18 protein-coding genes and 1 pseudogene are annotated in these 23,905 nt (G+C 71.1%); 10 read left to right on the top strand and 9 right to left on the bottom strand.

The window, feature by feature from the left end; genetic code table 11:
- Positions 1 to 20: 20 nt before the first annotated feature.
- Positions 21 to 3,197, bottom strand: a complete 3,177-nt coding sequence (locus tag Q0Z83_RS24765) for a DUF4132 domain-containing protein (protein ID WP_317796375.1) — start codon at positions 3,195 to 3,197, stop codon at positions 21 to 23.
- Between the two features lie 61 nt (positions 3,198 to 3,258).
- Positions 3,259 to 5,289 (bottom strand): cellulose binding domain-containing protein, encoded by a 2,031-nt coding sequence (locus Q0Z83_RS24760; protein WP_378079163.1) that lies wholly within the window; start codon positions 5,287 to 5,289, stop codon positions 3,259 to 3,261.
- 54 nt (positions 5,290 to 5,343) lie between these two features.
- On the opposite strand from Q0Z83_RS24760, the pseudogene Q0Z83_RS24755 reads away from it, so the two are divergent.
- A pseudogene (locus Q0Z83_RS24755) lies at positions 5,344 to 6,789 on the top strand (diguanylate cyclase domain-containing protein); the annotation flags it as partial.
- On the opposite strand, the gene Q0Z83_RS24750 reads toward Q0Z83_RS24755, so the two are convergent.
- The gene (locus Q0Z83_RS24750) at positions 6,790 to 7,311 is read right to left on the bottom strand and encodes a hemerythrin domain-containing protein (protein ID WP_317796374.1); all 522 of its coding nucleotides are present in this window, start codon (positions 7,309 to 7,311) and stop codon (positions 6,790 to 6,792) included.
- Positions 7,304 to 8,494: an MFS transporter gene (locus Q0Z83_RS24745; protein ID WP_317796373.1), complete on the bottom strand. Its 1,191-nt coding sequence runs from the start codon at positions 8,492 to 8,494 to the stop codon at positions 7,304 to 7,306. The genes Q0Z83_RS24750 and Q0Z83_RS24745 overlap by 8 nt, the downstream gene beginning before the upstream one ends.
- Positions 8,495 to 8,667: 173 nt before the next feature.
- Between Q0Z83_RS24745 and Q0Z83_RS24740 the strand changes: the two genes are divergently transcribed.
- From Q0Z83_RS24740 to Q0Z83_RS24715, 6 genes are all read left to right on the top strand, one after another.
- Entirely contained in the window at positions 8,668 to 12,285 is a 3,618-nt protein-coding gene (locus Q0Z83_RS24740; protein WP_317796372.1) for a nitrate reductase subunit alpha, read from the top strand.
- Positions 12,285 to 13,955 (top strand): nitrate reductase subunit beta, encoded by a 1,671-nt coding sequence (gene narH / locus Q0Z83_RS24735; protein WP_317796371.1) that lies wholly within the window; start codon positions 12,285 to 12,287, stop codon positions 13,953 to 13,955. The genes Q0Z83_RS24740 and narH overlap by 1 nt, the downstream gene beginning before the upstream one ends.
- Positions 13,952 to 14,545: a nitrate reductase molybdenum cofactor assembly chaperone gene (gene narJ, locus Q0Z83_RS24730; RefSeq protein ID WP_317796370.1), complete on the top strand. Its 594-nt coding sequence runs from the start codon at positions 13,952 to 13,954 to the stop codon at positions 14,543 to 14,545. The genes narH and narJ overlap by 4 nt, the downstream gene beginning before the upstream one ends.
- A complete protein-coding gene (gene narI / locus Q0Z83_RS24725; protein WP_317796369.1) occupies positions 14,542 to 15,273 on the top strand; it encodes a respiratory nitrate reductase subunit gamma in 732 nt (243 codons plus the stop codon). The genes narJ and narI overlap by 4 nt, the downstream gene beginning before the upstream one ends.
- Before the next feature lie 59 nt (positions 15,274 to 15,332).
- Entirely contained in the window at positions 15,333 to 15,662 is a 330-nt protein-coding gene (locus tag Q0Z83_RS24720) for a cupin domain-containing protein (RefSeq protein WP_317796368.1), read from the top strand.
- 136 nt (positions 15,663 to 15,798) lie between these two features.
- Complete coding sequence (locus Q0Z83_RS24715; RefSeq protein ID WP_317796367.1) at positions 15,799 to 16,707, top strand: aldo/keto reductase; 909 nt, start codon at positions 15,799 to 15,801, stop codon at positions 16,705 to 16,707.
- A 189-nt stretch (positions 16,708 to 16,896) separates the two neighbouring features.
- On the opposite strand, the gene Q0Z83_RS24710 is transcribed toward Q0Z83_RS24715, so the two are convergent.
- Positions 16,897 to 18,360: an MFS transporter gene (locus Q0Z83_RS24710; RefSeq protein WP_317796366.1), complete on the bottom strand. Its 1,464-nt coding sequence runs from the start codon at positions 18,358 to 18,360 to the stop codon at positions 16,897 to 16,899.
- A gap of 97 nt (positions 18,361 to 18,457) precedes the next feature.
- Here Q0Z83_RS24710 and Q0Z83_RS24705 point away from each other — a divergent pair, with 97 nt between their 5' ends.
- Both Q0Z83_RS24705 and Q0Z83_RS24700 read left to right on the top strand, forming a co-directional pair.
- Positions 18,458 to 19,084 carry a TetR/AcrR family transcriptional regulator gene (locus tag Q0Z83_RS24705; protein ID WP_317796365.1) on the top strand — a complete coding sequence of 209 codons (627 nt, stop codon included), beginning with the start codon at positions 18,458 to 18,460 and terminating at the stop codon, positions 19,082 to 19,084.
- Positions 19,085 to 19,157: 73 nt separating this feature from the next.
- Positions 19,158 to 20,366, top strand: coding sequence for a helix-turn-helix domain-containing protein (locus tag Q0Z83_RS24700; RefSeq protein WP_317796364.1), 1,209 nt, complete (start codon positions 19,158 to 19,160; stop codon positions 20,364 to 20,366).
- On the opposite strand, the gene Q0Z83_RS24695 is transcribed toward Q0Z83_RS24700, so the two are convergent.
- On the bottom strand, positions 20,356 to 21,426 hold the full coding sequence (locus Q0Z83_RS24695; RefSeq protein ID WP_317796363.1) for a hypothetical protein: 1,071 nt from the start codon (positions 21,424 to 21,426) through the stop codon (positions 20,356 to 20,358). The two genes, Q0Z83_RS24700 and Q0Z83_RS24695, sit on opposite strands and share 11 nt — an antisense overlap.
- Before the next feature lies 1 nt (position 21,427).
- Complete coding sequence (locus Q0Z83_RS24690; RefSeq protein ID WP_317796362.1) at positions 21,428 to 22,066, bottom strand: DUF7003 family protein; 639 nt, start codon at positions 22,064 to 22,066, stop codon at positions 21,428 to 21,430.
- A gap of 94 nt (positions 22,067 to 22,160) precedes the next feature.
- Here Q0Z83_RS24690 and Q0Z83_RS24685 point away from each other — a divergent pair, with 94 nt between their 5' ends.
- Positions 22,161 to 22,730 carry a hypothetical protein gene (locus Q0Z83_RS24685; protein ID WP_317796361.1) on the top strand — a complete coding sequence of 190 codons (570 nt, stop codon included), beginning with the start codon at positions 22,161 to 22,163 and terminating at the stop codon, positions 22,728 to 22,730.
- On the opposite strand, the gene Q0Z83_RS24680 is transcribed toward Q0Z83_RS24685, so the two are convergent.
- Positions 22,697 to 23,509, bottom strand: coding sequence for a class I SAM-dependent methyltransferase (locus Q0Z83_RS24680; RefSeq protein ID WP_317796360.1), 813 nt, complete (start codon positions 23,507 to 23,509; stop codon positions 22,697 to 22,699). The genes Q0Z83_RS24685 and Q0Z83_RS24680 overlap by 34 nt on opposite strands.
- Positions 23,502 to 23,882: a VOC family protein gene (locus Q0Z83_RS24675; RefSeq protein ID WP_317796359.1), complete on the bottom strand. Its 381-nt coding sequence runs from the start codon at positions 23,880 to 23,882 to the stop codon at positions 23,502 to 23,504. Before Q0Z83_RS24675 ends, Q0Z83_RS24680 begins: the two co-directional genes overlap by 8 nt.
- Positions 23,883 to 23,905: the final 23 nt, after the last annotated feature.

Genomic DNA, 23,905 nt, shown 5'->3' with positions numbered 1-23,905 from the left:
CCCACCCGGCGGCCCCGCAGCTAATTGACGACCGTCTTGAGGTCTCGGATCACCTCGGACACCGCTACCGGGCCGAGCGCGGTGAACGGCTGCCGCCCCGACGTGGTGCTCACCTGGATCTCCGTCAGGGTCTGGTCGCCGAGCTCGTCCGGAATACCGACCGGGATGCCCGGGTCGAGCTCGACGATCACGGTGCGGCCGGCGATGGTCCGCTCGATCCGGTTCTGCACTCCGGCGTCCTCTGGCGTATCGCGCCGCCAACCACGCCGCTCCAGACCGAGCAGGCGTGTCGTCGGCACCTCGGCGCCGACCAGGTCCTTGAGGTCGGTCTCGGTGTAGACCTCGCGCCCGAGCTGCGGAAACGGCTGGAGGATCTCGTAGTCGTCGAAGACCTCGCTCCACCCGGCGGCGAGGTCGAGGGGGTGTGCGACACCGACCGTGACGTCATCGGGCAGCGTGTACGGCTCGTCGGCGACGTCGGCGTAACCACGGTCCTCGCCGACCCGGAACGAGTCGCCGTTGGACACGGTCCAGACCAGTCGCCGCACGATGTGCCACAGCAGCGGGTGGCCGGCGAAGTAGCGGGCGAACTCGTCGGGTGTCCACCGGCGGCCGGTGACCATCGCCTGCTCCAGCCGTCGCACCTGATCGGCGGCGACCGTCCGGACGTCCTTCTTCAGAGCCGAGAACCGTTTCTGTGCCTCCTCGGCGATCGGGCCGGACGGTTTCGGCAGCGCCTTGAGCCGCTTTCCGTCGGTCTCCGACACATACGGCTTGAGCTGCTCGTCGAACCCGACGGTGAACTGCCGTGACCCGTAGTCGAGCGTCAGACTGCCGTCGGCGGCCAGCCCGAAGTCGGGCACCAGCCGGTCGGCCAGCTGCTCGGCGGTCAGGCCGAGCCCGTCGGCGACCTCGATGATCTTCTCTTCGGCGGCCGTCTTGAGCCCCTTGAACTTCGCCCGCTGCGAGATGCCGTAGAGCCGCATCAGCGCCGTGTCGGAGCCGATCGTGGCCAGCGCCCGCACCCCGGCCACCGCCTTGGTGTGGCCGCCCTCGCCGGGCCACGCGAGGATCAGCGGGGTGAGCTGTCGGACCGTGGTGTCGTCGCCGAGCAGTGCCAGGGCGTCGAGCACCCAGCTCTGCTTGGGGTCGGCCCCGGCGAGCTGCCAGGCCTCGAGCAGCCCCCACGCGAACCGGGCCAGGTCACCGGGCTCGCACACGTCGGCGACCAGGGCTATCCCCGCATACGGCTCGTCCATCTTGGTGATCGCCAGCATGGTGATCAGCGCGTCGACGGCAGATGGTGGCAGCGCTCCCGAGCCGTCGCGCAACCGGACCGGCGGCAGGATCGCGGGCACCGCCCACGCCGGGTTCGCCGGCAGCCGCGCGGGCAGCTGTGTCAGCGGGTCACGGGCCAGCAGCGCGGCGATCGCCGCGGCCGCCTCCGGCCCGTAGCCGGAGGCCGCGGCGTGGACCGTGTCGGCGGGCAGGGCGAGCAGTACCGTCTCGGCCTGCCGCCGGGCCGGCCCGGCCTTGTCGAGCGCGGCCGGCACCAGCGCCCGGGCGGCCGAGACGGCGTGCCGCCGCAGCCAGGAGTGCGCCGCCGGCCGGGCGCTTTTCATCCGGGTGTAGCGGTCGGCCATGAACACGGCGATCGCGGGCGACGAGAACGGCAGCAGCACGTCGGTCAGCGCGGGAGAGCGCCCGGCCGCGTCCTGCAGGAGCCCCAGAGCCGCCAGCTCGAACCGTGCGGCGGCGACCCGCAGCCAGATGTCGTAGAACTGCGGCCGGCTCGCCCGCCAGCTCAGTAGCGGCCGGGCGAGGTCGTCGGCGCCGGCGGTGAAGACCATCGACGCGAACCCCTCGTTGTGACCCGATGCCACCACCTCGGCGGCCCGCTCCCACGAGATCCACGGCGCCTCCCAGTTGCCGGGCGTGTTGAGCCATCGGTCCCGCTCGCCGGGGCGCCAGCACACGGTCGCTGGATCGTCGCAGCTCAGGCCGGTGATCACGACGGGTTTCGCGGCCTTGACCCGGTGCTGCCAGGGTGGGCTCGCCAGGACCGGCGGGACGGCCTCGGCCGGGGCGTAGGTGACGGCGGCAGCGGCGTCGGCCAGCTCCCGCACCCGCTCGGCGGCAGCCGGCGTCAGGCGGGGCCGGACCTCGTCGACCAGGTCGAGATGGGCCGGCACGTGTGCGCGCAGCAGTGGCGTGTCGGCCTCGGCGAACAGTCGCATCGCCCGGGCCGGGAACCGCGCGGCCGCGTCGAGCACCGCCGCCTGCACATATCGCCGGTCGAGCCGGTCGAGGAGAGCGGCGAAGGCGGCGTCACCGTCCAGTTCGGCGACCACGGAGAGGATCCGCTGCTGGATCTCGGCCCGCATGTACGGAATGTCGAACCAGGTCAGCAGCGCACCGGCGGCGTCCGGACCGACGCCGTCGGCGACGGTCGCGGCGAAGGGGAGCACCGGGATGTGCCACCAGTCGACGACGAACGGGGCGAGCGCCTCCGCCTGTGCTTTGGTGCCCGCCGCGAGCAGCAGGAGCTCGGCCGCCTGCGACCCGTCGGCCCGGGCGATGTCCTGCTCGACCCAGTCGCTCTCGCTCGGCAGCAGGACGGAGGTGGCGACCCGCGCGGTCCAGCCCCGGTCGCGGTAGGGCCGCACCGCCGCCAGCATCTCCGCATACTCCCTGTCGGTGGCCGCGGCGACGGCGGCCCGGACCCGGAGCAGGATGGCCCGCACCGGCCCCCGGAAGCCGCCCTGCGTCATCGGTGTCTCGGTGAGGTGGATCGGGCCGTGACGATAGGGGTCGGGGCGCTCGCGCTCGTGCCCGGCCAGCAGCGCGTGCTCGATGGCCGCCCGTGCGGCGAAGACCAGGCCCCGACGGCCGAGCCAGACGTCGGCGAAGGGGGTGAGAACCTCCTCCGGCTTCTCCGGGTGCTGGACCCGGGGACTGAGAGCCGTGACCTCCGCCGCCGCGCCGAGCGGCGGCGCGTCGGCCTCGTCGTCGAGCCAGGCCCGGCCGGCCGCGGTGATCTCGGCGGACGTCCCCTGATCGTCGAGGACGGCCAGCAGAGCGGCACGATCAGCGGCCGACCGACGTGCGGCGGACGCCCCGCCGCTCGTGTCGATCACGAACGGCGGAACGTCCACACTGCCACGACGCACGAACCTGTTGCGTTTGACGACACCCACCCCGAACCGCCCTCCCCGTGTGAACAGCCCGAAGAGTAGCGGCGAGGTACGACAACAAACCCTAAGCGCCGGTACAGACCGTGCCGTTGAGGGTGAACACGGTCGGCAGCACGTTGGGCCCGCTGTAGTTGCCGACGAACCCGACGCTCGCGGCAGCACCGGCGGCCAGTGCGGCGTCGCTGGTCACCCGGACCGTACGGCCCTCCTGGCTCCAGGTGGCGCTCCACCCGCTGCTCACGCTCTGCCAGTCGGTCGGCCAGGTGAACGCGAGAGTCCACCCGTTGATCGGGGCGGTCGCGTTGTTGGTGATGTCGATCGAGCCGACGTACCCGTTGCCCCAGTCGTTGACGTCGCGGAACTTGACCGTGCACGTCGAGGTGGCCGGGGTGCCGGTGGTGAAGGTGAGCGGCGGTGACGCCTGCGACTGCCGGCCGGAGCCGTCCCGGGCCAGCACGTTGATCGTGTACCGGCGCCCGGGCTGCAGGTTGCCGATGGTCAGCGAGGTGCCGGTGGTCTCGCCGAGCTGCTCGCCGACGCCGGCGTTCTGCCGGAACACCTCATATTTCAGCCCGGCCGCGCCGGCCGGCCAGGAGATAGTCGCGGTCCGGTCGGTCACCGTCGCGGAGGGTTGACCGGGCGCCTTCGGCGATCCTGATTCGGTACGCCCGGAGCGCACCGTGACGAGCGAGACCGAGTACGGCTCCAGAGTCTGAGTCGAGGCACTGCCCACCGCCGCGGTGCTGACCGCGTCGTCCCCGTTGCCGAACGACGCGACCGTGGGCGCCCCGGAGGCCGGCGTGAATCCCTGATAGTTGAGCGACACGGTGTGCGCCGCGTCCGGGTCCTTGTTGACCAGGAGCACCGCCAGATCCCCGTTGGTCCGCCGCACGGCGTGCGCGCTGACCAGCCCGTTGTCGCTGCCGGTCCCGACGAACCGGTCCCCGGCCCGGGCGAGGTCGCCGACCAGTGAGAGTGCGTGGTAGGGCGCGAACGGCGTGTTGAGCGCGGGCTGGCAGACCGTGTTGTCGGCGTTGCAGTTGCCGCTGGACAGCAGCCCGTAGTCGCCGTAGTCGGTCTCGCCGGCCACCTCGGAGACGGTGCCGAGGCCGTTGTGGACGTTCCACCACTGCACGGTGAACACACCCTGGGCGAGTAGCCCGCTGTACACGTCGGCGAGGAACAGCGCACCGGGCTGGGTGTTGCGCCCGACCTCGACGTTGGTCTCGGTCATGCTGATCCCGATCCGGCTCGCGCCGGTGCCCGCGTACTGGTTGATCTGTTGGCGCAGCAGGTGCACGGCGTCCTGGATCTGCGCGGTCCGGGTGAGGGTCTCGGCCGGGGTGCTGCCGCCCGGGTACCAGTGCACGTCCACGAAGTCGATGGCCGAGCCGGCGCGGGTCAGCACCTCCTGGTTCCAGGTGCCGGTGTCGCCGGCGCCGATGATGCCGTCCGGCCAGTTCCCGGGCATGGTCAGCACGGCACCGACCTTGATCGTCGGGTCGACCGCCTTCATCGCCTCCGAGTAGGCGACGACGTGGGCGGCGTACTCCTTGGGGCTCTTGTCGGCGTGGTCGTCGGCCTCCCAGGCCGAACCGTAATGGCCGTTGCCGTAGTTCTCGTTGCCGATGGTCCAGTAGGCGGCGCCGTAGCCCTTGGTGACGTTGGCGTAGCGCACCCAGTCGGCGGCCTCCTGGGCGGTGCCGGTGCCGTAGTTGGCGATGATCATCGGCTGGGCGCCGGTGCGCCGAGCGCCCGCCATGAACGTGTCGAAGTCGGTGTTCGGCGCGACGTAACCGCCGGGGGCGGTGTGGTCGCGCCAGTGGTAGATGTCGGCGTAGGAGCCGCCCGGGTAGCGCAGCATCTTCACGCCTGCGTCGCCGAGCAGGTCGGACACGGCCGGAGTGCCGAGCTGGGAGTCCCAGATGGCGTGGTTGACGCCGACCGCGGTGTCACTGACGGTGGCGAGTCCGGCCCGTACGTCGATGTCGATCCGGGTGTCGGCGGCCGCGGCGGCGGACGCGCCGCTGGAGGAGGGGAGGACGGCGGTGACCGCGGCGAGGAGCACGGCACCGGCGAGGGAGGGGATCTTCACGGTGTCTCCACGAACGAGGGGATGTTGGGAGCGCTCCCATCTTTGACGTAACAAATGAAATATGTCAATGAAGCCGGGTTCTCTAAAGTCGATGCCCCGGTAGCCGTTGTGGGGGGCGTGACGACGTCTCTGCGCGCACGATTGTCGGTGGTGGCCGGGGTTGCGGCCGTCTTCCAGGCGATCGTGCCGTTCGTCTCCCTGTCGGCGGGCCGTGCCGTGTCGGACGCCGTCATCGTGGTCCTGGTCGGCGGTGCCCTCCTCGGATTCGGACGGCGCATCCGCACCGACCGGGGCCGGAGCCGGGCCGCCGCCGTGGTGGCGACGATCGGTGCCGCCGCCTGGGCGTCGGCCAACGCGTTGTTCCTCGTGAACGAGCTGATCCCGGTGACGTTCGTCTTCGTCGCGGCGGCCGTGCTGTCGGTGGTCGCGGCCCTGGCCCTGCCGGTCGGCATGCACCTGAGCAGCCCGCCGGTCAACGCCACCGAGGGCATCCGCGTCCTGTTCGACGTCGCCGCCGTCTCCGGCGCCGTCCTTGCGCTCACCTGGATGTACGTCCTGGAGCCCGCGAAGAGCACGGCCGACATGATGGCGAACGGCGGTTACACCCTCGGGCTGATCGGCCCCGAGGTCGTCGCGGCCACGGTCGCCCTGGTGATGATGGCGCGCAACCTGCCGGAGGCCTCCGGCGACGGCCCACGGCTGCTCGGTTCGGCCGCGATCGTCCTGGCGTTCAGCGCCCTGCTCACCCTGCGCAACCAGGGCGCCGGGCACCCGTGGCACTACGGCGGCGCCGGCGCCGGGTTCATCCTCGCCGCCGGCCTGGTCATGATCGCCAGTCGGGTCCGGCCGCCCGAGTCCGCGCCGGTCGGCACCCACCGTCACTTCGCGGGCGGCTGGGTGATCCTGCCGTATGTCCCGATCGTCCTGGCCGTGGTGGCCACCGCTGTCGAGCTGGTACACGACGACACCCTGGCCGCGCCGCTGGTCTGGGTCCTGCTGACCACGTTCAGCCTGGTCCTGATCCGCCAGTTCATGACCGTCGCGTTCATCGGCCGCCTCGCCGTCACCCTGCAGGAACAGCAGGCCGAACTCGCCTACCAGGCCCACCACGACGCGCTGACCGGCCTGCACAACCGGGCCGCCTTCAACGACCTCGGCCCGCGGATGACCTCGGCCCCGGGTGGCGGCGCGGTCCTGCTGATCGACCTGGACGGCTTCAAACCGGTGAACGACCGCCTGGGTCACGCCGCCGGCGACGACGTGCTGGTCACGGTCGCGGCCCGGCTGACCGCGGCGGCCCGCCCCGGCGACCTGGTCGTGCGCCTGGGCGGTGACGAGTTCGCGGTGGTCCTGGCGGCCCCCGCCACCGTGTCCGCCGGGCGGCGGCTGGGCGTCGACATCCTGGACGCGGTGTCCGCCCCGATACCGATCCAGGGCGAGCAGGTCACCGTGGGCGGCAGCATCGGCATGGCGGCCGGCCCCCACCCGCTGGGCGAGCTGCTACGCCGGGCCGACATCGCCATGTACGCCGCGAAGGCCGCCGGAAAGGGCGTGATCCGCATCTACGAACTCCCCGCCGGTGCGGGCACGGACGGCGTCGACGGTGTCCCAGTCGGTGGGGGTGAGGGTGGTCAGGGCGGCCGGGAAGACGCCGTCCTGTTCCTTGAGGATGTGGGTGCGTAACTCGTCCAGGACGGCGACGAAGGTGGACGGCCAGGACGGGTCGGCCGGGGTCGTCGTGGCGGCGGCGTTCAGGACGGACTCGACGTGGCGGTGTTCGGCGCGCAGCACGGCCACCTGATCCGGGAACTCCGGGGCCAGCAGCGGGAACAGGCCCTCCTCTTCGACGACCGTGTGCGGGCCGAGGATCGCGGCGATGCGGCGGGCCAGTTCCGCCATGGCGTCGATGTCGCCGGTGGCGTGGGCGGCTCGGACATCCGCCATCAGGCCGACGACCTCGTCGTGTTCGCGGGTCAGCTCGCCCAGGGCGGTGATCTCCTGGCAGCCGCAGTATTCACACATGCGCGGTCCGGTCCCGGCCGACCGAGAGGACGTCCAGCAGCAGGGCGGCCAGGGCGACCACGGCGAGCAGGGCCAGGCCCAGGGCGTACGACTGGAGCTGGCCGTAGATCGTGCCCATCACCAGCGGCGGGACGAAACCGCCGAGGCCGCCGGCCGCGCCGACGATGCCGGTCACCGAACCCACCTGGTTCGCCGGGGCGGTCTGGGCGACCAGGGCGAAGGTGGCGCCGCTGCCCGCGCCGAGGGCGGCCGCCATGCCCAGGAACGCGATGGTGCCGATCGGGGCCAGGCCGGGGGTGAACGACTGCACGACCGCACCGAGGACGACCACGCCGAGACCCACCGCGAGGACCCGGCTGGCGGAGAAGCGATCGGACAACCAGCCGCCGATCGGGCGCATGATCACGGCGAGGAGCACGAAGCCGGCCATCCGGTTGGCGGCGTCGGCCTGGGTGAGGCCGTAGGCGGTCTTCAGGTAGGCGGGCAGGTAGACGGAGAAGGCGACGTAGCCACCGAAGGCGACGGCGTACAGGGCGGACGCCTGCCAGGTGATCTTGAGGCGAAGGGCGGTGCCGAGCCGGGTGAGCAGCGGCGCGGTCGGTACCGACCGGTCCGGTGCGTCGCGCAGCAGGGCCCACGCCACGGCGGCGTAGACGGCGAGCACTCCCGCGGTGATCAGGAACGGGGTGGCGGTGCTCCCGGCGTCGACCAGTTTGACCGTGGTGAGCGCGCTGATCGCGGTGCCGCCCATGCCGGCGCCGAACACACCGACGGCGAACCCGCGCCGGTTCGGCGGGAACCAGGCGTTGACGAACGGGACACCGACCGCGAACGCGGTGCCGCCGATGCCCAGGAAGAACCCGCCGACCAGCAGTGACGTGAGCGCGTCGTGCCCGAACAGGCCCAGGTACAGGACCGGCACGATGGTCGCCAGCGACACCAGCGGGAACATCACCCGACCACCGAACCTGTCGGTCAGCGCGCCGACCGGGATCCGCCCGACCGAGCCGACCACCACCGGGACCGCCACCAGCAGGGCCTGCTGGAACGAGGTCAGGTGCAGGGCCGCGGTGAACCGGACGGCGAGCGGGCTGAGCAGCGCCCAGGCCCAGAAGTTGACGGCGAACCCGACGGTGGCCAACGCCAGCATCAACTCGGGCCGACGGGCCGGTGAGGTGCTCATAGGCCAATGCTTACCAACGACGTGGCACCTCGGGCAGGGACTTCCGACTCTGGCCCACGGGACCCTCGGCACGACATCGTGATTTCTGCCGGGCCGAAAACGGCGATCGGATTGCACGGACGGGCAGAGGCGACGAACGTGGGCGACAAGGTCATCCGAACCTGGGGGTGAGCGTGACAGACACGACGAGTGCTGCTGGCCGGGCGTTGTTGGGTGTGGGCGGGCTGGTTCGCCGGGCGGCGGTGTCCCCGGACGGCCGGGCGCTGTATCAGATCGGCGGGCGGGAGGCCGATTCCTTCTACCGGGACCGATGGTCGTACGACAAGGTGGTCCGCTCCACCCACGGGGTGAACTGCACCGGTTCCTGTTCGTGGAAGGTGTACGTCCGCGACGGCATCATCACCTGGGAGCAGCAGCAGACCGACTATCCGAGTGTCGGCCCGGACAAGCCGGAGTACGAGCCGCGCGGATGCCCGCGTGGGGCGGCGTTCTCCTGGTACACCTACTCGCCGACGCGTGTGCGGTACCCGTACGCCCGCGGGGTTTTGATCGACATGTTCCGGGAGGCGCGTAAGCGGCTCGGTGACCCGGTGCTCGCCTGGGCGGAGATCCAGGGTGATGCCGCGAAGCGGCGAACCTATCAGCGAGCCCGGGGTATGGGCGGCCTGGTGCGGGTGACCTGGGACGAGGCGCTGGAGATGGTCGCGGCCGCGCACGTCTACGCGATCAAGCGGTACGGTCCGGACCGGGTCGCCGGTTTCTCGCCGATTCCGGCGATGTCGATGGTGTCGCACGCGGTCGGGGCCCGGTTCATGAGCCTGATCGGCGGCACGATGCTGTCGTTCTACGACTGGTACGCGGATCTGCCGGTGGCGTCGCCGCAGGTGTTCGGGGATCAGACCGACGTGCCGGAGTCCGGTGACTGGTGGGACGCCTCGTATCTGATGATGTGGGGCTCGAATGTGCCGGTGACCCGCACGCCGGACGCGCACTGGATGGCCGAGGCTCGCTACCGGGGCCAGAAGGTCGTCGTGGTGAGCCCGGATTTCGCGGACAACGTGAAGTTCGCCGACGAGTGGATGCCCGCTCAGCCGGGCACCGACGGCGCGCTCGCGATGGCGATGGGGCACGTGGTGCTCAAGGAGTTCTTCGTGGACCGGCGAACCCCACGGTTCGTCGACTACGTCCGTAGATACACCGACCTGCCGTTCCTGGTCACCCTGGAGCCGGGCGCGGACGGAGCCTACCGGCCGGGCCGGTTCCTGACCGGCGACGACGACCCGTTCAGGCCGTTGCTGTGGGACTCGGCGACCGGTGCGGCCGTCGCGCCGCGTGGCAGTCTCGGCCACCGGTTCGGCGAGCCGGGGGAGTGGAACCTGGACCTGGGTGCCATCGAACCGGCCCTGACCTGTCTGGAGACGGGCGAGTCGGTGGAGGTGGAACTGCCCCGGTTCGACACCACCCCGGCCGGGGTGCTGCGCCGCGGGGTGCCCACCCGCACGGTCGACGGCAAGCTGGTGACGAGCGTCTTCGACCTGCTGCTGGCCCAGTACGGGGTGTCCCGGGCGGGACTTCCCGGGCAGTGGCCGACCGGGTACGACGACGCGGCGGTGCCCTACACGCCGGCCTGGCAGGAGCCGATCACCGGTGTCCCGGCGGTGCAGGTGGCCCGGGTCGCGCGCGAGTTCGCCGACAACGCCGAACGGTCCGGCGGCCGGTCGATGATCCTGCTCGGCGCCGGTGTCAACCAGTGGTTCCACGGCGACGCCACCTACCGGGGCATTCTGGCGCTGGTCACGCTGACCGGTTGCCAGGGCGTCAACGGCGGCGGTTGGGCGCATTACGTGGGCCAGGAGAAGTGCCGTCCGGTGACCGGCTGGCAGCAGCTGGCGTTCGCCCTGGACTGGGTGCGCCCGCCCCGGCAGATGATCAGCACGGCGTACTGGTACACCCACACCGACCAGTGGCGGTACGACACGTACTCGGCCGACACGGTGGCCTCGCCGACCGGCACCGGGCTGTTCGCCGGTAAGCACACGATGGACCTGCTGGCCCAGTCGGCGCGGCTGGGCTGGATGCCGTCGATGCCGACCTTCGACCGCAACCCGCTCGACCTGGCCGACGAGGCCGGCGACGACCCCGGGTCCTATGTCGCGCAGGCCCTGCACGAGGGCCGGTTGGGGTTCGCCTGCACCGACCCGGACGACGAGCGGAACTGGCCTCGGGTGTTCACGGTGTGGCGGGCCAACATCCTCGGCTCGTCGGCGAAAGGCAACGAGTACTTCCTGCGGCATCTGCTCGGCACCGGCTCGAACCTGCGTGCCACCGAGGCCGGCCCGGAGTACCGGCCGCAGGACGTGCGGTGGACCGAGCAGGCGCCCGAGGGCAAGCTCGACATGCTGGTCAGCATGGACTTCCGGATGACGTCGACGACGCTGCTGTCGGACGTGGTCCTGCCCGCCGCCACCTGGTACGAGAAACACGACCTGAACACCACGGACATGCACCCGTTCGTGCACGCGTTCACGCCGGCGATCAGCCCGCCGTGGCAGACCCGTACCGACTTCGACATCTTCCATGCTCTGGCCCGCAGCTTCTCCGCCCTGGCCAAGACCCACCTGGGGGTCCGTAAGGACCTGGTCGCGGCTCCGCTGCTGCATGACACCGCGGACGCGATGGCCACCCCGCACGGCCGGGTCCGGGACTGGAAGACCCTCGGTGAGGTCCCGGTGCCGGGGAAGACGATGCCGAAGATCGTGGTGGTGGAACGCGACTACGGTGCCGTCGCCGACCGGCTGGCCGCCCTGGGCCCGCTGATGGACCGGCTCGGCACCCTGGGTAAGGGGGTGGCGGTCGACGTCAACCCGGAGGTCGAATACCTGCGCCGCAAGAACGGCACGGTCCTCGGCGACCGGCCGTCGCTGGCCAAGGACATCCACGCGTGCGAGGCGATCCTCGCGCTCTCCGGCACCACCAACGGCCGGGTCGCCACCGTCGGCTTCCATGACGTGGAGAAACGCACCGGGGTGAAACTGGCCGATCTGGCCGCCGAGCACGAGGGCAAACAGATCACCTTCGCCGACTGCCAGTCCCGGCCGGTTCCGGTGATCACCAGCCCGGAGTGGTCGGGCAGTGAGTCCGGCGGCCGTCGCTACTCACCGTTCACGATCAACGTGGAGCGCCTCAAACCGTGGCACACGCTCACCGGGCGGCAGCACTTCTTCCTCGACCACGACTGGATGCACGAGGCGGGGGAGGCGCTGCCGATCTTCCGGCCGCCGCTGGACATGCACCAGCTCTTCGGCGAGCCGCGGCTCGGCCCGAAAGGCGAGCTGGAGATCACCCTGCGCTACCTCACACCGCACTCGAAATGGTCGATCCACTCCGAATATCAGGACAACCTGATCATGCTGACGCTGTCCCGCGGCGGCCCCACCATGTGGATCAGCGAGGCCGACGCGGCGAAGGTGAAGATCCTGGACAACGACTGGATCGAGGCGGTCAACCGCAACGGCGTGGTGGTCTGCCGGGCCATCGTCAGCCACAAGATGCCCGAGGGCACGGCCTACATGTACCACGCCCAGGAACGAGTCATCGACGTGCCGAAAGCCGAGATCAACGGCCGGCGCGGCGGCATCCACAACTCGCTGACCAGGCTGCTGGTCAAACCCACCCACATCATCGGCGGGTACGCCCAGCTGTCGTTCGCGTTCAACTACCTCGGCCCGACCGGTAACCAGCGCGACGAGGTCACCGTGATCCGCCGCCGCTCGCAGGAGGTGGAGTACTGATGCGCGTGATGGCCCAGATGGCGATGGTGATGAACCTCGACAAGTGCATCGGCTGCCACACCTGCTCGGTGACCTGCAAACAGGCGTGGACCAACCGCTCCGGCGTCGAGTACGTGTGGTTCAACAACGTCGAGTCCCGGCCCGGCCAGGGCTACCCACGCACCTACCAGGACCAGGAGAAGTGGCAGGGCGGCTGGGTGCGCACGGCGAGCGGCCGGCTCAAGCCGCGCTCCGGCGGCCGGGTCAAGCGGCTGCTCAGCATCTTCGCCAACCCCAAACTTCCCGCCATGCGGGACTACTACGAGCCTTGGACGTACGACTACGAGCACCTGCTGACCGCGCCGGCCGGCACGGACCTGCCGGTGGCCCGCCCGAAGAGCCTGCTCACCGGGCAGGACACCAAGGTGACCTGGTCGGCGAACTGGGACGACTCCCTCGGCGGCGGCAACGAGGTGCTGGCCGCCGACCCGATCCTGCAGCAGGTGTCCGACCAGGTGCGGCAGGACTACGAGAAGGCGTTCCTGTTCTTCCTGCCGCGCATCTGCGAACACTGCCTCAACCCGGCCTGCGCCGCGTCCTGCCCGTCCGGGGCGATCTACAAACGGGCCGAGGACGGGATCGTGCTCGTCGACCAGGACCGGTGTCGGGGCTGGCGGATGTGCGTGACCGGGTGCCCGTACAAGAAGGTGTATTTCAACCACCGCACCGGCAAGGCCGAGAAGTGCACCTTCTGTTTCCCGCGCATCGAGATCGGCCAGCCGACCATCTGCTCCGAGACGTGTGTGGGGCGGCTGCGCTACATCGGCCTGATGCTCTACGACGCCGACGCGGTGGCCCGGGCGGCCGCGGTCAAGGACGAACACGACCTGTACGACGCGCAGCGCTCGGTCTTCCTCGACCCCCGCGACCCGGCGGTCGTCGCGGCGGCCCAGCGGGCCGGGATCCCGGACGACTGGATCGACGCCGCGCAACGGTCCCCGGTCTGGGACCTGATCATGCGGTACGAGGTGGCGCTGCCGCTGCATCCGGAGTACCGGACCATGCCGATGGTCTGGTACATCCCGCCGCTGTCCCCGGTCGTCGACGTGCTCCGCGACACCGGTCACGACGGTGAGGACCCGCACAACCTGTTCGGCGCCGTCGACGCCCTGCGCATCCCCCTCGAATACCTGGCCGGACTCTTCACCGCCGGTGACCCGGAACCGGTCCGCGCCGCCCTCAACCGGCTCGCCGCGATGCGTTCCCACCAACGGCGGATCAACCTCGGCGAGAAACCCGACGGCTCGATCCCGGCCGCGGTCGGGATGACCCCGGACGAGATGAACGACATGTACCGGCTGCTGGCCATCGCCAAATACGAGCAGCGGTACGTGATCCCGGCCGCTCACGCCGAAGACGCGCACCGCCTCGAACAGCTTGCCGGTGAGTGCTCGCTCGACTACGACGGCGGCCCCGGCATGTACCAGACCGGGCCGTTCGGGGAGGCGTCCGGAACCCCGGTGCCGGTGCAGGTGGAGACGTTCCACATGCTGCGCAGCCGGCAGACCTCCGACGGGTTCACCGATCCGGGCGACGAGCCGCGGCGGGTCAACCTGCTCAACTGGGACGGCAACAGTGACGCCGCCGGGCTGTTCCCGCCGCGCCGCGACAACGGGCCGGACCCGTCATGAGCGGGGACTGGCGGCCGGTCGCCGCCCGGGCCGCGTCGCTGCTGTTGCGCTACCCCGACGAGACCGTCCTCGCGGCCGGGCCACTCATCGGCGAAGCTCTGCCCGGCCTGCCCGTCGCCGGGCTGCTCGGCGAGGTCGCCGCTCACCGGGCCGGCGCCGACCCGGGCACCCTGCGCGCCGAATACGTGGAGCAGTTCGACTTCCGCCGCCGGGCCTGCCTGCACCTGACCTACTACACCTGCGGCGACACCCGCCGGCGCGGCGAGGCCCTGGCCGACTTCGCCTCGGTCTTCCGGCGGGCCGGGTTCGAGGTGGTCGACGGGGAACTCCCGGACTACCTGCCCGCGGTCCTCGACCTGGCTGCTTCCGACGACGCCGGCTGGCGGCTGCTGCAGACCAACCGGGTCGGCCTCGACCTGCTCAGCGCGTCGCTGGCCAAGGACGGCTCGGTCTACCGGCACGCCGTCGACGCGGTCCGGGTCATGCTGCCCGCGCCGACCACCGGCGACCTCACCGCCGCCGCCACGCTCGCCCGCACCGGCCCACCCGCTGAGCAGGTCGGCCTCCAGCCGTTCGGGAGTCTCCGTTGAACACGTTCCTGTGGGTGATCTACCCGTACCTCGCGATGGTGATCTTGATCGGTGGCTCGGTCTGGCGGTACCGCTACGACAAGTTCGGCTGGACCACCCGATCGTCGCAGCTCTACGAGACCAATCTGCTGCGCTGGGCCAGCCCGCTGTTCCACTTCGGGGTGCTGTTCGTGCTGCTCGGCCACATCGGCGGTCTGCTCATCCCGAAATCGTGGACCGAGGCGGCGGGTATCAGCGAGCACGCCTACCACCTGATGGCCGTCTTCGTCGGCACGGTCGCCGGCCTCTGCACCCTGATCGGGATGGCCCTGCTCATCGCCCGGCGCCGGCTGACCGGGCCGGTCTTCGCCGCGACCACCAAGAACGACAAGGCGATGTACGCCGTACTGGCCGCCGTGATCACGCTGGGCCTGTGGGCGACCGTCAAGGCCAACATCGCCGGCGGTGGGTACGACTACCGCGAGACCGTCTCGCCCTGGCTACGGTCACTGTTCATCTTCCAGCCGGACGCCGAGCTGATGACCGCCGTCCCGGCCACCTTCAAGATCCACGTGATCGCGGCGTTCGCCCTGTTCGCGTTCTGGCCGTTCACCCGACTCGTGCACGCCTTCAGTGCACCGGTCGGCTACCTCACCCGCCCGTACGTCGTCTACCGCTACCGCGACCCGCGCGGCGGTCTACGCCCCACCCGCCCCGGCTGGGAACGCCCGGCCGCACCACGCCGCTGACCCTCTCTGTCGCTGTCCCTTGCCGCTGACCTCTTGCGGCTTATCCCTTGGAGCCCCCCATGAAGACCGAGTCGCTGTCCGGACTGGCCGAGCAGCACCTGGCCATCGCCCGCCAGGCATCGAACGGCCGCAGCGCCCAGACCGTGCACGGCGGCCACGCCGGCGTGCTGCGGCAGACCCTGATCGCGTTGGCGGGCGGCCGGCAACTCGACGAGCACGAGAGCCCCGGCGAGGCCACCCTCCAGGTCCTGCACGGCCATGTCCGCCTGATCGCCGGCGCTGACGAACAGGCCGCGACCACCGGCGAGCTGCTGGCCATCCCGGACGCCCGGCACAGCCTGAAAGCCGTCCACGACAGCGTCGTCCTGCTCACCGTCGCCAAACCGTAGCCACGTGGCTCGCGCGGTGGGCGGACTCTAGGCTGACGGTGACGGCTTAGGGGGTCGGCCGGGAACGGCGGTGGGGGTGGAGTTCGCAAGGCTGGGGCGGACCGGGCTCAAGGTGAGTCGGGTCGGGCTCGGATGCATGAGTTACGGCGTGGCCGGGGCCGGGCTGCACCGGTGGACCCTGGACGAGGAGGCCGCGGCCCCGTTCTTCCGGCAGGCCGTCGAGCTCGGGGTGACGTTCTGGGACACCGCGAACGTCTACCAGGGCGGCAGCTCGGAGGAGTTCGTCGGGCGGGCGATCAACAGGTTCTCCCGGCGGGCGGACATCGTGCTGGCCACCAAGGTGAGCGGGCGGATGCACGACGGGCCGGGCGGCGGTGGGCTGTCACGGAAGGCGATCCTCGAACAGGTCGACGCCTCGCTGCGGCGGCTCGGCACCGACTACATCGACGTCTACTACGTGCACCGGTTCGATCCGGAGACGCCCGTCGAGGAGACCATGCGGGCGCTCGACGATCTGGTTCGGGCGGGCAAGGTCCGCTATCTCGGCGCCTCGTCGATGTGGGCGTGGCAGTTCGCGAAGATGCAGACCGCCGCCGTCGTACACGGGTGGACGCCCTTCTCGGCGATGCAGGATCAGTACAACGTGCTCAAGCGCGAGGAAGAGCGGGACATGATCCCGATGTGCCTGGATCAGGGGGTGGGGCTCACCCCGTACTCCCCGTTGGCCAAAGGCCGCGCCGCGCGGCCCTGGGGTGCGCGGACCACCCGGTCGTCGTCGGACGTCGTCGCCGAGTCCTTCGACCGCGACGTCGACGAGCCGGTGGTGAACGCGGTCCAGGCCGTCGCCGAGGCCCGTGGCGTGCCGATGGCGCAGGTGGCGCTGGCCTGGGTGCTCGCCAAACCGGCGGTGTCCTGCCCGATCGTGGGCGCCACCAAGCCGCATCACCTGTCCGACGCGGTCGCCGCTCTCGACCTGACGCTCACCGACGACGAGATCACCGCGTTGGAGAGCCCCTACCGGCCTCAGGAGAATTACTGGTGGTGACGGCGTTCCGGGTGGAGATCGAGCGGCGGTTCCCGGCGATTCAGGGGTTGCCGTCGCCGGTTCGTGCCGCTCACGGCCAATCGTTGCGAGCTGGTGGCCCGCCATCTGTTCGGACAGCTGGCGGGCCGGATCCCGCAACTCGCCTTCGTGGAACTGCGCGATGAGACGTTCGGGGTGACCACCCGTTACTCAGCGGCGGACCGGGACTTCTAATCCGGCGGCGCCCAACACCTCGTCGGCCTCCACCTCGGCCACGGTCAGCTGCGGCTGCGGCTGCGGGGCGCGGGGCAGTAGCCGGGCGACGGTGACGGCGGCCGCCACGGCGAGGGCGGCGCCGACCACGAAGACCGTCACCAGCTGCGCTTCGCGGGGCAGCGGCACCGGGCCGGGGATCGGGTTGCGGGTCATCATGGTGACCACGAACGCGGTGCCCAGCGACATGCCGACCGAGCGGGCGATCGAGTTCACGCTGTTCGCGATGCCGGTCTCGGCCGGTTCCACGTGGGCGATCAGCAGGGCCGGCAGGGCGGCGTACCCGAAGGTGACGGCCGTGTTGACGGCCAGCGCTCCGAGGATCACCTCCCAGGTGGCCGCGTGCAGCACCGCCAGCCACGCGAAACCGGAGCCGGCCAGCGTCGCCGCGATCACCAGTGTCGCCTTTGCGCCGAAGCGGGCGACCAGTCGGCCGCCCAGGGGCGCGGTGAACACGCCGCTCGCGGTGCCGGGCAGCAGGTAGATGAGGCTCGTCGCGAGCACCGAGGCGCCGAAACCGTAACCGGCCACCGCGGGCGGTGTCTGGACCAGGGTGGAGACCGCGAGGAACACGGCGAACATCGAGAAACCCAGGAACAGGCCGGCCGCGTTGGCGACCACGATCGGGCGGTGGCTGAGCATCCGGGTGCTGACCAGCGGATGCGTCACCCGGCGTTCGAACAGGACGAACAGGGTGAGTACCACCACCGCGCCGACCAGCAGGCCGACCACCCGGGGCGAGTCCCAGCCCCAGCCGTTGCCCTCGGCCAGGGGCAGGAGCAGGAGCATGAGACCCAGGCCGAGCAGGCCCGCGCCGGCCCAGTCGAGGGTGCCGGTGGCCGCGCCCGGGCGGGCCGGTAGCAGCCAGGCGCCGATCAGGCCGATCACGGTCAGGGCGGTGGCCAGCCAGAACAGGCGGTGATAGTCGCCGCCCGGGCGCATCAGCAGGCCGGTGATCACCAGGCCCAGGCCGGCGCCGACCGACAGCATGCCGCTGACCAGGGCCATCGCGCCGGTCAGGCGGTGTGGCGGCAGTTCTTCCCGGAGCACGCCGATGGCCAGCGGGAACAGCCCGAAACTGGCGGCCTGGGCGACCCGGGCGACGAGCAGCAGCGGCAGGCTCGACGTGGTGGCGGCGAGCACCGAACCGAGCAGGACCGCGACCAGCACACCGAGCATCACGGTACGGCGGCCGTAGAGGTCGCCGAGCCGGCCCAGCATCGGCGTGAGCACCGCCGCGGCCAGCAGGTTCGCGGTCACCACCCAACTCGCCGCGCTGGTCGTGACGTCCAGGTCGGCCTGGATGTCGGCGACGACCGGGACGACGAGCGTTTGAAGGGCGGAGACGAGCAGGACGACGTACGAGGCGACGGGCAGCGCCAGGCGCGTTCGGAAGGACATGCGCTGAACGTAGACCCGTCGCCAAGGATTTTCAACGTCGTGTCAAAAACTGAAGATGCGTCGTCAATTACATTTGATGGGCTGTAGAGTCGTCGCCGTGCCAGCCATCAAGAGTCGTCGTGCCCCCACGAAAGGTGACCAGCGGGAGCAGGCCCTGGTCGACGCCGCCCGGGCGGTCTTCCGGGACAAGCCGATCAACCAGGTCACGATCGACGAGCTGGCCGGGGCGGCCGGGATCACCCGGTCCGGGTTCTACTTCTACTTCGAGTCCAAGCAGGCGCTCCTCGCCGCGGTCGTCGACCAGGGCATCGCCGAAGCCGACGTGGAGTTGGCCGAGTGGCTCGGCTCCGACGGTCTCGACCGGGCGGCGTTGCGGCGCGGGCTGGCGGCCGGGCTGGCGCGGTGGAAGGTCGACGGGCGGTGGTTGCGCGAGGCGTTCCTCGCCCCCGACCCCGGGCCGGACGTCATGCAGGTCCGGGACCGACTCGTCGACAAGGGGTGCACGCTGTTCAGCGCCCGCATCGAACGCGACGCCCGCGCCGGGCTCACCGTCGGCGGCTCACCGGCCCTGCTCGCCCGGATGGCGGTCAACCTGCGCAGCACGATGTTCTCCGACGTGTACGCCGACCCGGCCGCCTACGACGAGGACGAACTCCTGGACACCCTGACCGACGCCATCCTGCGCCTGGTCTACGGCGTGAGCCCCGGCGACAGCGACCGCTGACCGGCCGGGGTCGGACCGGTGCTGGTACACGCATGTACCGGCCCCGGCTCGGAGGCGGGTTACGGTCCGAGGCATGACACCTCGAACGAGCGGTGACCCCGGCATCGGGGAGCGCATCAGGGCACGTCGCCTGCTTCGTGGATGGAGCATGCGGTACGCCGCCAGCCGGGCCGGGCTTTCACACGCCACCTGGAGCCGGATCGAACGGGGTCGACAGGCCGCCGACAACAGGTTCACCCTCGCCGACATCGCCACGGCCCTGGAGTGTGCGCCGGCCGAGCTCACCGGGGTTCCGGTCCCGGCGGCGGACCGGGAGGTGGTGGCCGCGCACGCCCACGTGCACGCCGTCCGGCAGGCGCTGATCGACACCGACCTGTCCGAGCCTGCGGCTCCGTCCGGTGCGCCGGTCCAGGAGATGGCCCGTACCGTCGCGCTCGTCGACGAACTGCGACAGGCGTGCGACTACGCGGGTGCGGCCCGGCTGATCCCCGCCCTGTTGTGTGGCCTGCACGCGGCGGCCGCCGGCCCGGAGCGTACAGCCGCGATCAGGTTGCTCTGCGACGTCACCTTCATCGCCTCGTCGGTCCTGCGGAACCTGGGCCGCCAGGCCGACGCCTGGCTCGGCGCCGAACGCTGCCGCGACGCCGCCGAGGCCTCCGGCGACCCCACCCTGATCGGGTACGCCGCCTACGCCCGTGCCTGTGCGGCCACCGGATGCGGCTCCTACCAGCGCGGACTCACCCTGGCCGAACGCGCGGTCGACGACCTGCGACCGCACGCCGGCCACCCCGGCGTCGCCGAGGTGCTCGGCTCGCTGCTGCTGATCGGCGCCCTGGCGAGCCGAGGCTGCGGCCGCCCCGACGACAGCCGCACCTGGTTGACCGAGGCCGCCGAACTGGCCGCCCGCACCGGCGAGACCTCCACGATGGGCATGTACTTCGGCCCGACGAACGTCGACTTCTGGCGGATCGGCATCGAAGCCGACGGCGGCGATCCGGGCCGGGCCGCCGAGGTCGCCCGCACCACGAATCCGGCGGCCCTGCCGCTCGGGTTCCGGCAGGTGTTCTACTACGCGGACACCGCGCGGGCGCTGGCCCGACTGCGTGGACGCGACCGGGAGGCGGTCCGGTTCCTGCTCACCGCCGAACGACTGGCGCCCCAGCACGTGCACACCTCGGCGATGACCAGGGAGACCACCCGGACGTTGCTGGACCGTTCGAACCGCAGCGCCGGCGGCACCGAACTGCGCGGCCTGGCCGAACGCCTTCAGGTCACCGCTTGAGTTCCGTGTCGATGCGGTCCTGCTCGGCATCCCGCAGCCGCTCGTAATGCGCCACCCGGCCCCGGTCGCCGACCCGCAGGGCCGCCGTGACGGCGTCGCGTAACACCACCACCGGCAGACGCGGCACGACGGCCGCCCGCCGGTCGGCCTCGGCGAACACCGGGCCGGCGAGATCGTCACCGGCCGCGGCGGCGAGGAGGAACAACTGGTGTACGAACATCCGGCCCAGCCCGACCTCGGTCCACCCGGGCACGTCGTCGATCGCCCGACCGGATTCCCGCAGAGCGGCCCAGGCCGCGCCGAGATCGCCGGCCCGCCGTTCCAGCCCGGCCAGGTCCTGCCACGCCGACGCCCGGTCCCAGTCGCTGTCGGCGAACGTCACCAGCTCCCGCTGCGCGGCGGCCGCCTCCGCGAACGCGTCCAGATCGGCCAACTGATACCGCAGCCGAGACAGCGTGTCCCGGTCCCGCGGGCGGCCCGCCGACCACCTGTCCAGCCACTCCCGGGCCAGCGCCTTGTCACCGACCAGCCGAGCGCGTTCGGCCCAGGTCAGCGGGTCCTCGTCGGCCGGATCGGCGGGGAACCACAGCCGCCTCTGCTCGGCCCACTCGGCGACGTCCTCCTCGGACAACTCCGGCTCGCCGTCGTCATCGAGGAGACGTTCCAAAACCTCCTGCTGGTACGGGTGCACGCTCCCGCGTACGAAATCGATCGTGGCTTGAACCCCGGCGGCGACCAGGTGCTCGACGTCGTAGCCGCACCACGTGTCGAAGTCGGCCCTTTTCAGCTCCCACTGCGTCCAGACGTCCTCGACCTGCCGGTATTCGGCGAGCAGGAATCCGGCCAGCTCAACGCCCTCGGTGAGCCCCTGGAAGCCGCCCTCCCGCCGGCACCGCGCCTCCTCGGCGGCCAGCCACCGCACGAGTGCCAGATCCTCCGGCCGCCGGTCGTACTGCAGCGCCCACAACACCTGAGCCCGCCGCACCTCGTCCCGCAGCTCCGGCCAGGCCTCCGCCGACTCCCGCATCCGCCGCAGCTCACGCCGCCCCGCCTCGATCACCTCACAGACTCCCCGACTCGGGCCAGAACGACCAGTGGGTGTTCGGCCGTCCGGCGGGCATGTACCGGCCCGGGTCACCGGTCGCCAGGACCTCGGCGATCTGCTGGTAGAAAGGCGATTCGCTGGGCACGGACTCGTACAGGTCCGGCTGGCGCCATTCGTCGAGGCGAAGGATCTCGGGAAGATCGGCGGGGATCCGGCGGCGCAGTTCGGTCTCGTCGGCCAGGAGGAGTTCCCGGTGTTCGGGGACGAGCCGCCGCAGCACGTCGATCAGGTCCTCACCGGCCCTACCCGGCACGGTGACGGTCCGGCCTCGGACGACCAGCGGGGCTCCGGTGTAGCCCTCGGGCTCGTCGCAGTCCTCGATATCGTTCCAGTTGTCGATCCGGCCCAGGAAGTCGCCGTTGTCGAAACCGGGTTCACCCGAGGTCAGGCAGTTGCCGAAGACGTGCAGTACGTCGATCAGATCCCCGGCCCGCGGCGAATAACCGACCGCCTCGACGATCAGGGCCCACCGTTCGGCATCGCCGTAGGCGTGCAGGCGGACGTCGACGGCGTAGTAGTAGCCGTTGTTCAGGTCCGGGAACTCGAATTCCTCGGCGGCCTCGTCGAACTGGGCGAGGATCTCGACGGTGTTCACGGCAGCGCAGTGTAGTTGAGGTGGCGTCACGCGGACGGGCGAACCGGTGGCCCGGACGGGCGGTGATCCGGCGTCGGCGTCCGATGATGAACCGATGCCGTCCTCCTACGCCGTACGCCTGGCCTGTCTCCCGGCCATCGCGGTCACGCTGCTCGCCACCCTGACCGCGCCCGCACTCGGTGAGAGGCCTGCTCCGGTCGAGCACGCCACACTGGAGCTCACCCCGGCGGCGGTCGGGCGGATCGCCGTGGGCGGGTCGGCCAAGGCCGCGGAGAAGATGCTCCGCCGCGTTCTCGGGCCACCCGACCGGGCGATCGACAGCAAGGGCTGCGAGCTGGATGCCACGGCTGACCCACGCCGTACCCTCACGTGGGGTGCCCTGACGGTGAGTCTCGCGCCCGCCGGTGCGGGCCGCCTGGTCGGCTGGACGATCGGCGTCGGCCGGATCCCGCCGCACGTGACGCTGCCGCACGGAGTCACCAACGCGACGACCGTCCGGGACGCGGTCCGGGCCATCCCGGGCGCCAAGACCAAGTGGGATGAGGTGTTCCAGATGTACTGGATCACCGCCCCGGCCGAACCGGCGATGATGTGGGCCGGCGACCACGAGGACGGTTCGGGCCGGATCGCCTACATCACCAACGCGTTCGAACCCTGCGAGTAGCCGACCCCCACCAGCGTGGTGGCGTCGAACTCGGTGACCCCGTCCCGCAACAGCGAGTCGAGGTAGACGGCACGGACCTCGGCGGTCTGTGCCTCGTCCAGCCCGGACAGCACGGTGACGAACCCCGAACCGGTGACCACCAGCCAGGCGAGTTCCGGGGTGACGGCCAGCCGCAGCTCATGGGTGGTGACGGTGACGTCGGACAGGCCGCGTTCGGCGAGCCAGGAGCGGAACGCCCCGGCGACGTCGATCTCCTCGACCGGCCCGGACGGGCGCGGCTCGGGCGGGTTGCCGGTGACCCGGCTGACCGCCTGCCGCAGATACGTGCCGGGTGCGACCATCGCGTCTCGCCGCCAGATGGTGAACCCGGCCCGCCCACCCGGCCGGGCCCGGCTGATCAGATGTTCGGTGCCCGCGGCCATGTCCGGGAAGAAGAAGATCCCGAGCGCGGCCTGCACCACGTCGTACCCGCGGCCGGGCCAGGACGTGACGTCGGCGGCATGGGTGGCCAGTGACGTCAGCCCCGAAGCTCGGGACCGTAGATCCTCGATCAGTGCCGGTGACCTGTCGACGGCGTCGACGAGCCCCCGGTCACCGACCCGCACGGCGGCCGGAATCGCCGAGGCGCCGTTGCCGCAGCACGCGTCGAGGACCCGATCACCGGGCTCCGGCGCGGTCCGCTCCACGGTGGCCCGCCCGATGGGTTTCCACAGATGCTCGCCGAGCCGTTCGAAGTCGGTGGCGGCCGTGTCGAACGCCTTCTGGTAGCGATCAGTCAAGACAGAACTCGTTGCCCTCGACGTCCTGCATCACGATGCACGACTCGTTCTCCTCATCGGCGACCAGCACCTGGAAGACCGTCGCCCCGAGCGCGACGAGCCGCTCACTCTCGGCGGTGAGCACGGCGAGCCGCTCCGCCCCGACCAGCCCGGTCCCGACCCGCACGTCGAGGTGCACCCGGTTCTTGACGGTCTTGCCCTCGGGCACCCGCTGAAAATACAGCCGGGGCCCCTCACCCGCCGGATCCTGCGCGACGGCGGCATCCCCGAAGTCCCCGCCGGAGACATACCCGAGCACCGAACACCAGAAGCGAGCCACCCGCTCCGGCTCCGCACAGTCGAACGTGACCTGAACCTTGCGAACCGTCCCCATCGGTCCACCCTAGATCCGCGTCG

The sequence above is a fragment of the Actinoplanes sichuanensis genome, assembly GCF_033097365.1.
Lineage (GTDB): Bacteria > Actinomycetota > Actinomycetes > Mycobacteriales > Micromonosporaceae > Actinoplanes > Actinoplanes sichuanensis.
The sequence above is the reverse complement of the archived record's forward strand: the minus strand, read 5'-3'. Positions and strand labels throughout refer to the sequence as shown.

Excerpts from the sequence above, each read along its gene's own strand:
- Q0Z83_RS24750 (WP_317796374.1), bottom strand. The coding sequence starts at position 7,311 with ATGTGTGAATACTGCGGCTGCCAGGAGATCACCGCCCTGGGCGAGCTG.
- Q0Z83_RS24745 (WP_317796373.1), bottom strand. The coding sequence starts at position 8,494 with ATGAGCACCTCACCGGCCCGTCGGCCCGAGTTGATGCTGGCGTTGGCC.
- narH (WP_317796371.1), top strand. The coding sequence starts at position 12,285 with ATGCGCGTGATGGCCCAGATGGCGATGGTGATGAACCTCGACAAGTGC.
- narJ (WP_317796370.1), top strand. The coding sequence starts at position 13,952 with ATGAGCGGGGACTGGCGGCCGGTCGCCGCCCGGGCCGCGTCGCTGCTG.
- Q0Z83_RS24720 (WP_317796368.1), top strand. The coding sequence starts at position 15,333 with ATGAAGACCGAGTCGCTGTCCGGACTGGCCGAGCAGCACCTGGCCATC.
- Q0Z83_RS24715 (WP_317796367.1), top strand. The coding sequence starts at position 15,799 with ATGAGTTACGGCGTGGCCGGGGCCGGGCTGCACCGGTGGACCCTGGAC.
- Q0Z83_RS24710 (WP_317796366.1), bottom strand. The coding sequence starts at position 18,360 with ATGTCCTTCCGAACGCGCCTGGCGCTGCCCGTCGCCTCGTACGTCGTC.
- Q0Z83_RS24700 (WP_317796364.1), top strand. The coding sequence starts at position 19,158 with ATGACACCTCGAACGAGCGGTGACCCCGGCATCGGGGAGCGCATCAGG.
- Q0Z83_RS24685 (WP_317796361.1), top strand. The coding sequence starts at position 22,161 with ATGCCGTCCTCCTACGCCGTACGCCTGGCCTGTCTCCCGGCCATCGCG.
- Q0Z83_RS24675 (WP_317796359.1), bottom strand. The coding sequence starts at position 23,882 with ATGGGGACGGTTCGCAAGGTTCAGGTCACGTTCGACTGTGCGGAGCCG.